Consider the following 15,985-nt stretch of genomic DNA (forward strand, 5'->3'; position numbering starts at 1 on the left):
GCTTTTCCTTTAAACACTAACGTAAAAAACATGGAGGCAACAGTTAAACTACCTGATTAATACTGTTTGAAAGCACGGGGCAGTCTCTATTGCCCTGTGCCTTACTACAGGATGTTATAACAATTATCAGATTCAAAATTTTAATACAGATTACACATGACAAAAAAAATTGCAGTTCCTATTGACAATAACGGAGTGCTGGATTCACACTTTGGCCATTGTTCCTATTTTGCGTTGCACGAAGTGCAGGGAGAAGAAATTGTTTCAGAGGAGATTATCCAGCCGCCACCTCATGAACCAGGGGTATTACCGGGCTGGCTCGCAGAATTGGGAGTAACCGATGTACTGGCAGGTGGAATGGGAAACCGCGCCATTCAACTTTTTAACCAGAAGGGAGTAAATGTTTTTGTAGGTGCCCCAAAAGTACAGGCAAAAGAACTGGTTAACGGCTACCTGACAAGTTCCATCGAATTTTCGGCCAACTATTGCGACCACTAATCCCTTTTTGGGTGACCCGATTTGCAATCGGGTCTTACCTTTTACCTGAGTCCACTGTCCGAAAAAAAAGTCGGGCAATGTTCAGGAAATAAAAATTTATGCGATTTAGGGGAAAATGGTACCATTCGAATTGGTTTGACGTTGCCTGTTCCGAAAACATTAACCAAAAGATATGGAACTATACAAAGTGGAATGCCACAAAATCAAAACATCAGGAAACGCAATAAAATACTTTTTTCCAACCGGATAAAGATTTGTAAAATCTTGTATGTTTTTTAATAACATTTTGCGGCAGGCTCAAAATTTAAAGTGGAGGACAATTTCATGCAAATTGCGGTGGCAAGCGGAAAAGGTGGAACCGGAAAGACAACCGTCGCGGTGCATCTTTATCACTTTATAGGGAAACACACAGATAAAAAGGTCGTGTTGGCTGATTGTGATGTGGAAGAACCTAACGATATGCTGTTTTTCCCATTGTTGAAGCCAACCGGAAAGAAAACGGTTTATCAATTGATTCCTGAAATTGACACAGAAGCTTGTACTTTCTGCAAAGAATGTGTGGAATGGTGCGAATTCAACGCCATTACAGTGGTCCCCAATCAAAAATTTGCCGAGGTAGATGCCAGCCTGTGCCATTCCTGTGGCGCCTGCCTGATGGCTTGTAAACACAAGGCTATCACAGAAAAACCGTTTCCTGTCGGGACAATCACAAGGCATAAAACGGGAGCAGACAAAAACTTGCTGGAAGGCCGGCTGAAAGTGGGTTCGGCCATGCAAACTACGTTAATAAAAAAGCTAAAAAACGAAATAGAACAAAACGGCGCTGTGGTTATTCTCGATGCACCGCCCGGTACCAGTTGCCCGGTGGTGGAAACCGTTTCTGACGCCGATTATATTATTCTGGTCGCAGAGCCTACTCCATTTGGGCTACACGATTTAAAAATCACCGTGGAATTATTGGGCAAGCTAAAAAAACCTTTTGGGATAATTATAAACAAAGCCGGCCTGGGCTCCGATGATATCTATTCATTTCTAAAAGAAAAAAAGATTGAATTATTGGGAGAAATACCGTTTTCGAAAGAATTTGCAACGTGCTATGCTTCCGGGGAAATGTTGAAAAATATTCCGGAAGAAACGGAGCAAATTTACCGGGAAATCATCGGAAAAGTTATACGCCCGGCACCGGGGAGAACAGGACTGTAAAGAAGAGTAACTAAGGTCATGTCAACTTCAAAATGTCATTTCGACCGCAGGGAGAAATCTGCCAAAATGTTGAGATTTCTCATCTTCGTACCTCAGATTCGAAATGACAGCACGAGACAATTTATGTTTGACTTTACACTAGTTGAAAGTTGAGTATCAAATATTGACTATTCAAAAGTACAGACAGATATGCGTGAAATAACCATACTGAGCGGGAAAGGAGGAGCCGGAAAAACCAGCGTGGCGGCGGCTATTGCATCAATGGCCGGGAATGCCGTATTTTGCGATAACGATGTGGATGCTGCTGATCTGCATCTGATTTTCGAACCCGAAATCAGGGAAAAGTATGATTTTGACAGCGGAAGTAAAGCGGAAATTGACCCTTCAAAATGTTCCATCTGCGGATTGTGCATGGAATATTGCCGGTTTGATTCTATCCACCTGAATGCATCGGGGGTACCAGAAGTAAACCCATTTCAATGCGAAGGCTGCCGGTTGTGCGAACGCATTTGTCCGGAAGAGGCAGTCACATTGTTACAGTTCAACAACAACAAATGGTTTGTTTCCCAAACGCGATTCGGTCCGTTGGTACATGCACAAATGGGAGCTGGTGAAGAAAACTCGGGAAGACTGGTTACTGAAATCAGAAAAAGGGCCAAAGCCATTGCCGTACAAACCCATGCAGACTTTATCATCAACGATGGTCCTCCGGGAATCGGCTGCCCGGCGATTGCTTCCGTTACTGGTACCGGCACCGTGCTGCTTGTGATTGAACCTTCGCTTTCCGGCCTGCACGATGCCACCCGTTTGTTTGAACTGGTGCAGTCATTCCGCATCCGGGTTTTCGCCCTCATCAATAAATTTGACATCAACGCCGAAATAACAGCCCGTATTGAACGTTTTCTGTCTGAAAACGACATTCCGCTTCTTGGCAAAATACCTTTCGATACGCGACTGGTTGACGCAATGGTCGGCGGCCAAACAATTACTGAGTACGCGCCGGATTGTGAAGTAAGCAAAGAGATGGAATCAATCTGGCAAAAAATAGTATCTTTTACCGCCCCTGACAGAGTTCCAAACCCTGCCGGGGCCAAATAGTATTCACAATGAAAATAACTGTTCTAACAGAAAATACCGCCGGAGGAAAATTCCTCGCCGAACACGGCCTTTCATACCTCATCGAAATCGACGACCAAAAAATATTATTCGACACCGGGCACTCGGATGTATTTCTGAAAAATGCTTCGCAAATGGGAATCAATATTCAAACGGAAGTAGAAACGGTTGTGCTTAGTCACGGCCACTGGGATCATGGCGACGGGCTGCAATTCCTTCAAAATAAAAAATTGGTCAGCCACCCGGGAGCATTTATCCGGCGCTTCAGAAAACGCGATTTCTCTCCGGTAGGGTTGTCTCTTTCAAGAGCAGAACTCAAAAAAAAATTCGAATTAGCTGAAACTGAAATTCCGTTAAAACTGACGGAAAACTTATACTTTCTTGGTCAGGTTCCACGCAAAAATACGTTTGAAGCCCAAACTACTTCTTTTGCAGATGATTCCCAAAACGACGACTTTGTGCCTGACGATTCGGCCCTGGCGGCAATATCCAACAACCAGTTAATTGTTATTACAGGCTGCTCTCACTCCGGTATTTGCAACATTACGGAACATGCAAAAAAAACAACCGGCATTTCACAGGTAAAAGCAGTATTGGGAGGGTTCCACCTGAACGAACAGAATCAGCAAACCCAGCTGACTATCGATTATTTCAAACAAAACAAAATTGAAAAGGTATTTCCTTCTCACTGCACGGAATTACCCGCTCTGGCAGCTTTCTACAATAAATTTCACACCCGGCAACTGAAAACGGGAATGATACTGGAATTGTAAAAGGGGTAGCAACCGGAATAAAATCTTCTGTTCCGGGAGACCCGATGATTCAGTCCGGCGCAGGGGAATTCGGTGTATCCAACGTAAAACTGTCTCCGTCCTCCAAAACCGGAAATTTTTTCCGGAATTGCTGCAAACCGGAGTACGAAAGTTCAAATGTTTTTACCTGCTCCTTTTCGCCCAAAAAAGAGGCAAATCCTTTGGGATCCACCAACGCTGAATCTCCCTGGTAGTCCAGACCATTTCCATCTTTTCCTATCCTGTTTATCCCCACACAGTACGCCTGATTTTCAATGGCACGAGCTACCAGCAGGCTTTTCCAGGCATGATGACGGGGTGCGGGCCAGTTGGCGACATACAAAAGCACATCATAATTTACGGTGTTGCGGCTCCACACCGGAAAACGCAAATCATAACAAACCAACGGACAAAACCGCCAGCCTTTGTATTCAACAACCAACCTTTTGCTTCCTGCCGCATACTGCAAATGTTCGCCACTCATGGTAAACAGATGACGCTTATCGTAATACTCCGTTTTCCCTTCCGGAAAAACCCACAAACAACGGTTGTAAACTTCGTCATTTGCGTCAATAATGAGGCTGCCTGTAACTACTGCATTTTTCTCCCGGGCCAGGTTTTTCATCCACTCAACCGATGGTCCGGCCATGCTTTCCTTCAGCTTTTCCGGGTACATTGAAAAACCGGTGGTAAACATTTCAGGCAAAACGATGACATCTGTTTCATCTACATCGGCAAGCATTTCAGAATAATGCTCCAGATTTGCCGTCGCACGCTCCCAAATAATATCGGGCTGTACCAATGTGACTTTTAACGTTTCCATTCAGGCAAATTTATCAAACTTATTGACAAACCACCTGAAAAACATACTTATCGAAAAAGTTTCAGTGCTATCCTTCAAACGATAATGATCATTTGGAAAAGGAATATCACTCTATTTCACGATGATACTGCTGTAATGATTTCACCTTATACGCTCCGTTGCGGCGTTCTTTAATCCCCTGCGTAGCGGCAAAAGCTGCTGCAGTGGTGGTAATATAAGGAACATTGCACTTAATGGCTGTTTTTCGGATATACGAATCGTCGTATTCGCTCATTTTCCCGGCGGGAGTATTGACAACAAGGTCGATTTCACCATTCACCAGGGCATCCACAATGTTGGGCCGCTTTTCGTAAATTTTATTAATGAAACGCGCTTCGATTCCATGTTTTTCCAGGAATGTTTTTGTTCCTCCGGTTGCTACAATATTGAATCCCATTTCCTGAAAGTTCCGGACAAACGGCACGATCTTATCTTTGTCACGGTCGCCAATAGTAACGAGTACCGTTCCCTCTAACGGAAGCGGGGTTTTGGTAGCCTCCTGAGATTTAAAAAATGCCAGGCCGAATGAGTCAGCAATTCCCAGTACTTCTCCTGTCGAACGCATTTCAGGGCCCAGTACCGGATCCACATCAGGGAACATGTTGAACGGGAAGACAGCCTCCTTCACCCCAAAATGCTTCAACGGTTTTCTTTTCAGGTTGAAATCGGACAATTTTTTTCCCAGCATAATTTCCGTGGCAATTTTTGCCATCGGTATACGGCAGATTTTTGAAACCAGCGGTACGGTACGCGATGCCCGCGGATTGGCTTCCAAAATATAAACCTTGTCATTATAAATAGCATACTGAATATTCATCAGGCCGACCACCTTCATCTCAATGGCAATACGACGTGTATAATCTTCGATGACCTCCATCTGCTCTTCTGTGATAATCACTGGCGGAATAACACAGGCTGAATCACCGGAATGAATACCGGCATATTCGATGTGCTGCATCACAGCCGGAACAAATGCATCGTGCCCGTCGGCAATAGCGTCCGCTTCGGCTTCGATAGCATCTTCCAGAAACTTATCAATAAGCAGCGGACGGTCAGGAGTAACATCCACAGCCGCCTTAACATACTCAAGAAGCATCTCTTCATCGAGCACAATTTTCATTCCCCTGCCTCCCAAAACATAGGAAGGACGGACCATTAACGGGTAACCAACGCGGGCTGCAATTTCCAGCGCTTCCTCCAGATTGCTGGCCATCCCCGATTCCGGTTGCGGAATACCCAGCTTTTCCATGATCTTCCGGAAACGATCGCGGTCTTCAGCCAAATCAATGGTTTCAGGACTGGTTCCAATTATTTTCACGCCGTTGGCTTCCAGTTCCCCGGCAATGTTCAGCGGCGTTTGCCCTCCAAACTGAACCACTACTCCGTCCGGTTTTTCTTTTTCATAAATACTCAAGACATCTTCCACTGTCAGTGGCTCAAAATAAAGTTTGTGAGAAGTATCGTAATCGGTTGACACGGTCTCCGGGTTACAGTTCACCATGATGGATTCATAACCGGTGTCGCGGATGGCAAAGGCAGCATGAACGCAACAATAGTCAAATTCAATCCCCTGACCAATGCGGTTGGGACCACCGCCAAGAACCATAATTTTTTTATTGTCGTCGACAGACACTTTGTCCGGTGCGTTATACGTTGAAAAATAATACGCTGCATCAGCACCACTTACCGGTACCGGTTCCCACGATTCTGCGAGGCCAAGAGCCAGGCGGCGGTCGCGTATCTCTTTTTCAGGAATGTCAAGCAGTTTGGCCAGATACTTATCGGCAAAACCATCTTTTTTAGCCTCGATAAAAAGCTCATCAGGCAACACACTGTTTTTGAAGCCCAGCATTTTTTCTTCCAGTTCAACCAGCTCCTTCATCTGTTCGATAAACCAGGCTTTTATAAACGTTTTTTCATGCAACGCTTCCACGGTTGCCCCTTTCCGCAGGGCCTCATACATGATATACTGGCGCTCACTGGAAGGATCTTTCAGCAGCAGCATCAGTTCTTCCAGCGACTTTTTATGGAAATCTTTGGCAAATCCAAGGCCGTATCGCCCGGTTTCCAGGGAGCGGATGGCCTTTTGCAAAGCCTCTTTATAATTTTTCCCGATACTCATTACTTCACCAACGGCCTGCATTTGAGTACCGAGTTTATCTTTCAACCCGTCGAATTTTTCAAAAGCCCATTTGGCAAATTTTACCACCACGTATTCACCCCAGGGAGTATATTTTTCAAGGGTTCCTTCGCGCCAGTAAGGAATTTCGTCGAGGGTCAGTCCGCCTGCCAGCAAAGCCGAAATTAATGCAATCGGGAAACCGGTAGCTTTTGAGGCCAGAGCCGAAGAACGCGAAGTACGCGGATTAATTTCAATCACCACTACCCGACCGGTTTTTGGGTCATGGGCAAACTGAACGTTGGTGCCGCCAATCACCCCAATATCCTTTACAATACGGTAAGAGTATTCCTGCAACCGTTTTTGCAGTTCCTCAGAAATAGTCAGCATGGGCGCAGTACAAAACGAATCGCCGGTATGTACGCCAATGGCATCCACATTTTCAATAAAACAAACAGTAATCATTTGGTTTTTGGCGTCGCGCACCACTTCCAGCTCCAGCTCTTCCCAGCCCAGTACTGATTCTTCCACCAGAATTTGATTAACCATACTTGCGGCAATTCCGCGGGAAGCCACAGTGCGAAGTTCTTCCACGTTGTATACCAATCCGCCGCCAGTTCCACCCATTGTATATGCCGGTCGGATAACCACCGGATACCCCAGTTCATCCGCAACTTTTTCAGCTGCATCAATCGTCGTAACAGCCTTGCTTCGGGGCATCTCAATTCCTAACCTGGTCATGGAGTTTTTAAACTCCGTGCGGTCTTCCCCTTTTTCTATGGCTTCGAGATTTACGCCAATCACTTCTACCTCGTATTCATCCAGAACTCCTTTTTTTGCCAGTTGCAGGGCAAGGTTCAATGCCGTTTGGCCCCCCAGGTTGGGCAACAACGCATCGGGACGTTCTTTTTTGATGATTTCCGTTAGGGCATATTCGTTGAGCGGCTCAATATAGGTGTGATCCGCCATTTCAGGGTCGGTCATAATGGTTGCCGGATTGGAGTTTACCAATACAATGTGGTAACCGAGAGAGCGCAGTGCTTTGCAGGCTTGTGTTCCTGAATAGTCGAATTCACAGGCCTGACCGATAATGATAGGGCCCGAGCCGATAATAAGAATCTTATGAATATCTTCCCTTTTTGGCATAAAACAAAAATTTTTGAATGGTTCCTATTTTTTTAATTTTCACAAAAATGCCCTTAAATTTTTAAAAACGGCGATTGTAGGGACAAAAAAATGACGATTTCAGATAAATTTGATCCTTCTGAATATTTTTTTTAAAAAAATCACATTTTATATAGTCCTGTTTCTTCCGTTGCGCGTATAGCTTGTCAAATCTATTACAAAATGCTGTCCTACGCAAAGCAGGATTAGTTAGACCGGGAATACCTCCCGGAAATTTCCGGGAGGTTTTTTTTAAATAAAAAAATGACAAAGGAATTACTCATAAAATTTTTGAACGACCATTGTACAGATGAAGAGTTGAAACAGGTGGTACAATGGATAAAAGAAGACTCACTCAGCTCTGGCAGTAAAGAATGGGGTTACGGGGAATGGGAAAGTATTGAATACCAGGAAAACGAGAACCTGCCGGATGATGAAACGTTCCAATCTCTGCTTGACAGGGTCCACCACAAAATTAATATTGCGAACTATAATAAACCGTATAAGCCGGCTGTCTTGTTTACGACCTGGCTGACAAGAGCCGCTGCCATTTTGCTGGTACCGGTTCTGGCATTTCTTATTTACACCCTTTCTCAGGTTCCGGCGAATAACTCCCAATACTCAGACTTGACTATTGATTCTCTGGAGATAGTTGCTCCTACCGGCTCCAAAACATTCATACAATTTTCAGATGGATCGGAAGTTTTCCTGAACCACGGCAGTAAATTGAAATACCCGCAAAAATTTACAGGTAACACAAGAGAGGTTATACTAACCGGAGAGGGATACTTTAAGATATCCCATAATCCCGAAAAACCGTTTATTGTTAAAACCAAAAACCTGGATATAAAAGCACTGGGAACAACTTTTAACGTGCATGCTTACCCTGACGAAAATATTGTTGCCACTACCCTGATTGAAGGAAAGGTGATGCTTGAGCGAAAAACATATTCCCAAAGGAAACAAACCATTGGGGCTATGGTGCCCGGACAGCATGTGAGTTATAAACCCGGTACAGGGGAGGTTTTCAGTTCGAAAGGAGACATCGAAAAATACATTTCGTGGAAAGACGGTAAGCTCATATTCAAACGGGACAGCCTTGTTCAGATTGCAGACAGGCTAAGCCGGTGGTATAGTGTCGATATTGAAATAACCGATGAAGCAGCCAAAGAATTTACCTATACCGCTACCTTTGTGGATGAACCCTTATTCCATATTCTCGCATTGCTGAAAGATGCCGCCCCCATTGACTACAGACAAATACCCCGTAAACAGCTACCCGACGGAACATTTTCAAAACAAAAAATTATTATTGAAAAAAGGAATTAACCAATAAAATATTGAGTATCTAATCAAAAAAATTAAACGCCTATGAAAGTAAACTTCTAACAAAAAACAACAGGGAAATGCGCTAACATTTCCCCGGTATTCGTAAAAAAACACCCCTGTATGATGGAACAGGGTATTTTCTAACTAAAAACATTTACAAAAGTATGAAAAATTTTAATGAGAAGATCATGGGGAATTTTCATGTCTCCCATGCTTTAAAACTATTGATGGTTATGAAGCTGACACTTGTACTTATATTGGTATCTACCCTCAGTATTTATGCCAACTTATCGTATGCACAAACTAAAAAGCTCACTTTAAAAATGGAAGATGTAAAAGTAGAAGACGTACTTTCCAACATCGAAAAGCAAAGTGAGTTTTACTTTTTTGTTTACAGTGAAAAAGTTATTGATGTGGAGCGAAAGGTTTCAGTTGATCTGGAAGGGCAAAATATTGAAAAGGTACTCAAAACTGTTTTTGCCGGCACCGATGTGACGTATTCCATAAGGGACAGGTTAATCGTGCTATCCACACCTAACGTATTTGAAAATACTTCCCGTACCGCGTGGCAGCAGGTCACCGTTTCCGGAAAAGTTACAGATAACAGTAACCAACCCTTACCCGGTGTAACGGTGATAATAAAAGGAACAACCCAGGGAACGGTTACCAATGCCGATGGAGAATATACTATAACGAATATCCCGGAGAATGCCATACTGCAATTCTCTTTTGTGGGAATGCGGGCACAGGAAATAACGGTTGGAAACCAAAAGACTATAGATGTAAAAATGGAGGAGGAAACAATTGGGTTGGGAGAAGTAGTTGCCATTGGATATGGGACGATGAAAAAAAGTGACCTGACGGGCTCTGTTGTAAGAGTTGAAATGGAACAAAAAGAAAACCAGGCAAACGTTAACCTTCTTCAATCTTTGGCCGGAACCTCGGCAGGGGTGAACATTGAGGGAAGAGGCGGCGCAGGGAGCGAACCTGCCTTTTCTGTCAGGGGACAAACATCATTATCGGCAAGCAACCGTCCGCTTATTGTTATTGACGGAATTATTTATAATGGATCCATCGCTGACATCAACATCAATGATGTGGAATCTATAGATATTCTTAAGGATGCCAGCGCTGCGTCCGTTTATGGGTCCAGATCGGCCAATGGTGTAATGATTATTACCACTAAAAAAGGAACCTCTGAAAGTCCCGTGGTCTCATTCAACATGTATTATGGATTTCAGGACATGACCAACAACCCAATGCGGGTTATGAATGCGGATGAATTTGCAGTCAGGCTGGTTGACTGGAGCCACCAAAACCTGGTTTACCAGTGGTACACCACAAATCCAACAAGCGCAGCAGGAAGGCCTGTCCGCCCGGATGTTACAAACCGCGAGCTCGTAGCTACCTACTTAAAAACACAGGAGGAAAAAGACAATTACCTGGCAGGAAATGAAATTGACTGGGTAGATGAAGTGCTGCAGATAGCTCCCATGCAAAATTATAACCTAAGCCTCTCGGGAAAAAGCGGTGAAAAGGTTAATTATTTTGTATCAGGATCCTATACAGATGTGGAGGGAATTCAACTAAATGATAAATATGAAAGATTTACCCTGCGCAGTAACCTGGTGAGTGAAGTGAATGACTGGCTCTCCTTGTCTATCAACACCTCCTATTCTTATATGGATAATTCGCGTGACAATAATTCAAGTATAAATATCGACAATGTTGCGTCCCTTGGCAATGCAAGAGTTGCAAGTCCCCTTGTAAATAATTTTATCGGAGAACCTTCGTACGATATTTACCTTGGCGGGGAATTATTTCAACCCTACCCACTGGTTTATACATACATCGACAATTCAATCACCAGGAATCAACTGCATCTTATTGGCAACGCCAAAATAAAAATTCCATGGATTGAAGGATTGACAAATGAGGTTAACTATTCCAACATGTACACTCAGGTAGATAACAATGCTTATCATAATTACAATACGCCTTCAGGAGTTTCAAACAGGGGGCTTGCAGAAAAACATCCTTCCAGGAGCAGAGACTGGATTCTCAATAATATTGTAACATATGCCAGGACTTTTGGCGACCATCAACTGAATTCAACGTTGCTTTTCAGCAGGGAAGGCAGAACAGGAGATGCTTCATCGCTTAATGCAGAGGGATTTGACAACCAGGCCCTGGGATATAACAATATGGGGTTGGGAGAGGTTTCAACCGTTTCTTCTTCTGCATGGGAAGAAAACAGCCTTTCGTATATGGCCCGGTTAAATTATAGTTACAAATCCAGGTACATGGTTACAGGGACTATTCGAAAAGATGGTTTCTCCGGATTTGGAGCAGAAAAAAAATGGGCAACCTTTCCTTCTCTTTCACTGGCCTGGGTATTCTCTGATGAATCATTTTTCAGCGACATGAATTTTTACTCCAAGCTGAGAGTTTCATACGGGAAGAACGGAAACCAGGGAATCGGACGTTATTCCAGCTTATCGAGAATGGGAACCCGATACTATGTTTTTGGCCAGGCTACAGCTATCGGCCTTTATCCTTCCACTTTGGGAAATGCTGATTTGGGTTGGGAAACAACTGAATCGTATAATCTTGGGGTAGATTTCGGATTTCTGAACAATAAAATAACAGGGTCAGTTGACGTGTATACTGCGGAAACGAAAGATGTGCTGGTTGAAAGGCAACTTCCCCGGGCAGCGGGATACAGCAGTGTTTGGGCCAATATCGGAGGCCTTAATAACAAAGGGATTGAGCTTGAGGTAAGGTCGGTTAATGTAGATAACGGCAATTTTAAATGGGAAAGTAGTTTTATATTTTCGCTTAACAGAGACAAAATCACCAAGCTTTACGGAGAAAATGATGATGCGGATATAGGAAACCAATGGTTTGTCGGAGAACCCATAAGCGCCATTTATGATTATAAAATGGCAGGGGGAGTATGGACAGAAGAAGAATTCTTTGCCGGAAAGATTCCATTAAAAGGCTGGTATCCGGGGCAGTTCAGATATGTCGACCAAAACCGCGACAGCCTGATCACTCCGGACTATGACAGGACAATTATTGGATACGCTGCACCAAGTTACAGGTTTAGCATAAACAATACCTTGTCATATAAAAACTTCGGTTTAACTTTTCTTATTAATTCTATACAGGGAGGCGACAAATATTATTTAGCGGATAATGCGACGAATGTAAGTCCACGCTTTTACATGCAACACCGGATGAATAATTCAGCGATCAACCCCTATTGGAGGCCCGATGCCCCCACTACCAATACCACAGGAATTTATAACAATCCTCCCCAGGAGAGTGGAATTTACCAGAGCAGAAGTTTTGTCAGGCTTCAGGATATTACACTTTCCTATAACCTTGGACAGAATCTACTGGATGCCCTAAAACTCCAGAAATGCCAGTTTTATATATCCAGTAAAAATCCGTACGTCTGGACGAAGTGGCAGGGCTGGGATCCTGAGACAGGAGCAAGCGATACGCCACTCATGAGAAACATTATCGCTGGTATAAGGCTTAGTCTGTAATTTTCTATCCAAAATCAAGGAATTATGAAATCAAAAAATAATAAAGTGATGAAAGAATATTTTTATTCGTTTACCAAAAAGTGTTTATTGACTGCAGTCATCCTGCTGTTAATGTTGCCTTCTTGTAACGAAGATATACTTCAGGAAAAACCGCTTGACTTTTTCTCTCCTGACAATGCTTTTCTGACAGAACAGGGAGTAGTGCAGGGGATTGTTGCGCTCCACGACCGTGTGCGTTCAGCCTATTATTCATTTGGTGAGTTTGGTACGATGAGCTGGAGGGTTCATGGAAGTGATTTGGGTTATATGGGAGAAGCCCCTCAGCACAATACGTATTATATCAACAGCTACCAGGATGTAAACCCGATCAGAAGGTACGTTGTAGACACCTGGAATACAGGCTTTCAAATTATTCAATGGGCCAATGTACTTATTGAAAAAATTGGGGAACTGGACGCAGGGATATTTCAGGACGGAGAAGCCGGAAAGAATCTGTATTTAGGCGAGGCAAGATTCTTCAGGGCTTTTGCATACCGGTACCTTGTTTCAACTTATGGTGATATTCCACTTCTGAAAGAGCCGGTTAAAACGGCCAAGGCTGATTTTGTCAGGGACCCGGTATCGGAAATCCATAAACTGATGGAAGAAGACTTCAAATTTGCATCAGAACATTTACCCAATCCCGGAGATGAGGCTGCGCCCGGCAGAATCACAAAAGGACCGGCATTGCATTATCTTGGCGAAACATACCTGGAAAAAGGGGAACCTCAGTTAGCTGTTGATGCACTTACTAAAGCAGTTGATAATTTTAGTTACGACCTGATGACCGAACGTTTCGGTAACCACCTCGATAAAGACATATTTGGCTCAGGAGATGCTTACTATGATCTTTTTGGATACGAGAATCACAATCGGACTGAAAACAAAGAAGCCATGTGGGTTATTCAGGTTGAGCCTTTCATACAGGGCGGAGGATTTGTTCAGGGTGCTTATATTTTCGGTCCCCGTTATTTTGATATCGGACTTACTCCTGACGGGTACCAGGCTATTCTGGGTACAATTTACGATGGCAGGCACACCGGATATTCGGATACATTGAGTAGGGGAACAGCTAATGTGCGCGGTTCCAGCCTTGTTTATTATACCATTTGGCAAAGCGACTGGGACAACGACACCCGTAATGCGGAGCACAATCTAAAAAGAAACATTTATTTCGATAATCCGGCCTCGGCGTATCATGGACAAAAAATCGATTTTAGCCTGTATGATCCGCCCCGCCCGAATCCGTTGGAAGACACAACAAAATGTCTCTTCCCTGTACATACCAAATTCCTGGATCCTTTAAATTATTTCGAACAGCCCAACAGAGCGGGTGGAGGAAGGACTCACAAAGACTGGTACGCCCTGCGTTTTGCAGAAACACTGTTGCTCCGTGCAGAAGCCTATCTCGGAATAAGCAAACCGGATTTGGCCGCTGCTGATGTAAACAGGGTAAGAGCCAGGGCAAATGCAAGCCCGGTATCTTCAGCTGCAATAGACATAGATTATATTCTGGATGAAAGGGCCAGGGAACTTTATGGAGAAGAATGGAGGCTCATTATTTTGCGGCGCACAAACAAACTCGTAGAAAGGGTTAGAAAGTACAATGACAACCCTGTCCTTCCGGGAGCTGATATAGAACCACATAATGTATTGTGGCCTATTCCGCAAAATCAAATCGACCTGAATGTGGATGCTGAATTTCCACAAAACCCTGGTTACGAATAGAACGTAAGATGTAGAAACAATTGGCCAAACCAGATAAACCTGGGCCGATTGTTTTAAGAGGGTATCAACTGTTTGGATGCATCCTGAATCAGGATAAATCCAAACAGTTGATTCTAACCCGGGAACAGATGGGCAGGTACCGAAAAACGAATGGGAGTTTGTTTTTCTTAACACAAAGAAAAATTTAAATTATCGGTTATGAATAAATACGACAACATGCACATTAAATTCTCTGCTGGTTTTCTTTATGTATTTCTTTTGACGTTGGCAGGACTGACTTTGGGTTTTCCCGTGTCCGGAAGTGCCCAAACCGCTCCGTTAAAACTCTCCACATTCGACATTGATGTCACCCCGCCAGTTGGTCATGACCTGGCCTACGATCCAATGATCCAATCGTGGGACATGGGGTTGCGTGCCAAAGGCGTTGTGTTGTCCGGAGCAGGGCAACCCATTGTATTGGTAGCAATTGACTGGATTGGCATTGATGATGCATGTTACGACGAATTTAAACGTGCCCTTGCCTCGGCTGCCGGCACAGTGCCCGAGCGGGTGGCAGTGCACACCATTCATCAGCACGACGCACCAAGAGGCGATATACAAGATGATTTTGTTCTTGCAGCAATTCACCGCCTGGAAATGGCTGTGGTTCATTCGCTGGAAAACACCCGAACGGTCACACACATCGGGCTGGGCGAAGCAGAAGTATATAAAGTGGCTTCCAACAGGCGTATCCTGGACGTGAAAACCGATACGGTGCGGGCTCCCCGCTTCACCACCTGTCGTGATTCCGCTTTACGGGCAGAACCCGAGGGAGTAATTGACCCGATGGTGTCGGCTATAAGTTTCTGGGAAGATGAAGAGCCGATAGCCGTTATGAGCTTTTATGCGACACATCCGCAAAGCTATTACCGCACCGGGATACCCAATCCTGATTTTCCCGGCATTGCCCGGTTTTTTCGTCAGCTCGCTGTACCCAATGCGTTACACATTCATTTTACCGGTGCCGGCGGTAATATTGGTGCGGGCAAATACAATGACGGCGCTAAAGAAAACAGGCTCATTCTGGCTGAACGGTTGGCTGATGGCATAAAACGGGCCTGGGAGTCCACTGAATTGCAGCCAGTTTCAGCAAATGCTATCCACTGGGGAGTAAGGCCGGTTGTTTTACCTGCCGATACTACCAAAAACAATATCTATGTGGAACGATACAAATCCGGAAAGGCAAAGATTGATATCCAGTGTCTTTCGCTGAATAACAATGCATCTGTCCTGTTTATGCCGGGAGAGCTGTTTGTGGAATACCAGTTGGCAGCCAAAAAAATGCGGCCAGACCTTTTTGTTACAATGGCCGCTTACGGTGATTACACCCCGGGATATATTCCAACTGTTGCCGCTTTTCCGCAACGGGGGTATGAAGTTGTTGTTTCCAAAGTAACACCCGAATCCGAAAACATATTGATGGAGGCAATGCACCAACTTTTAAACACCGGGCCCTGACAATCAAAATTTAAAACTTAAAAAAACGAACAAACCCTTTCTGAATTTCAGCCTGAAATAAACAAATTACTTATCTGCTAACGAA

General features: G+C 44.1%; 10 protein-coding genes. 8 read left to right on the top strand and 2 right to left on the bottom strand.

The genetic code is table 11. From position 1 onward, the window contains the following. The first annotated feature begins 156 nt into the window (after positions 1–156). The 4 genes from D1164_RS02900 to D1164_RS02915 all read left to right on the top strand — a co-directional run bounded on the left by D1164_RS02900 (position 157) and on the right by D1164_RS02915 (position 3,590). A complete protein-coding gene (locus D1164_RS02900; RefSeq protein ID WP_119348443.1) occupies positions 157–498 on the top strand; it encodes a NifB/NifX family molybdenum-iron cluster-binding protein in 342 nt (113 codons plus the stop codon). Positions 499–807: 309 nt separating this feature from the next. Continuing rightward, a complete protein-coding gene (locus D1164_RS02905; protein WP_241558246.1) occupies positions 808–1,701 on the top strand; it encodes a nucleotide-binding protein in 894 nt (297 codons plus the stop codon). A gap of 189 nt (positions 1,702–1,890) precedes the next feature. Continuing rightward, positions 1,891–2,799: a P-loop NTPase gene (locus tag D1164_RS02910; RefSeq protein WP_119348445.1), complete on the top strand. Its 909-nt coding sequence runs from the start codon at positions 1,891–1,893 to the stop codon at positions 2,797–2,799. Positions 2,800–2,807: 8 nt separating this feature from the next. After that, positions 2,808–3,590 carry an MBL fold metallo-hydrolase gene (locus tag D1164_RS02915; protein ID WP_119348446.1) on the top strand — a complete coding sequence of 261 codons (783 nt, stop codon included), beginning with the start codon at positions 2,808–2,810 and terminating at the stop codon, positions 3,588–3,590. A gap of 49 nt (positions 3,591–3,639) precedes the next feature. On the opposite strand, the gene D1164_RS02920 is transcribed toward D1164_RS02915, so the two are convergent. Both D1164_RS02920 and carB read right to left on the bottom strand, forming a co-directional pair. After that, on the bottom strand, positions 3,640–4,431 hold the full coding sequence (locus D1164_RS02920; RefSeq protein WP_119348447.1) for an amidohydrolase: 792 nt from the start codon (positions 4,429–4,431) through the stop codon (positions 3,640–3,642). A gap of 106 nt (positions 4,432–4,537) precedes the next feature. Further along, positions 4,538–7,735 (bottom strand): carbamoyl-phosphate synthase large subunit, encoded by a 3,198-nt coding sequence (gene carB, locus D1164_RS02925; RefSeq protein ID WP_119348448.1) that lies wholly within the window; start codon positions 7,733–7,735, stop codon positions 4,538–4,540. A gap of 282 nt (positions 7,736–8,017) precedes the next feature. Between carB and D1164_RS02935 the strand changes: the two genes are divergently transcribed. From D1164_RS02935 to D1164_RS02950, 4 genes are all read left to right on the top strand, one after another. Then, complete coding sequence (locus D1164_RS02935; RefSeq protein ID WP_119348450.1) at positions 8,018–9,082, top strand: FecR family protein; 1,065 nt, start codon at positions 8,018–8,020, stop codon at positions 9,080–9,082. A 233-nt stretch (positions 9,083–9,315) separates the two neighbouring features. Then, positions 9,316–12,636, top strand: a complete 3,321-nt coding sequence (locus D1164_RS02940) for a TonB-dependent receptor (RefSeq protein ID WP_172594321.1) — start codon at positions 9,316–9,318, stop codon at positions 12,634–12,636. Between the two features lie 24 nt (positions 12,637–12,660). Beyond that, positions 12,661–14,403 (top strand): RagB/SusD family nutrient uptake outer membrane protein, encoded by a 1,743-nt coding sequence (locus D1164_RS02945; RefSeq protein ID WP_119348452.1) that lies wholly within the window; start codon positions 12,661–12,663, stop codon positions 14,401–14,403. Positions 14,404–14,601: 198 nt separating this feature from the next. After that, entirely contained in the window at positions 14,602–15,900 is a 1,299-nt protein-coding gene (locus D1164_RS02950) for a hypothetical protein (RefSeq protein WP_206610904.1), read from the top strand. The last annotated feature ends 85 nt before the right edge of the window (positions 15,901–15,985 follow it).

Origin of the sequence: Mariniphaga sediminis (assembly GCF_003573545.1) — a bacterium.
Lineage (GTDB): Bacteria > Bacteroidota > Bacteroidia > Bacteroidales > Prolixibacteraceae > Mariniphaga > Mariniphaga sediminis.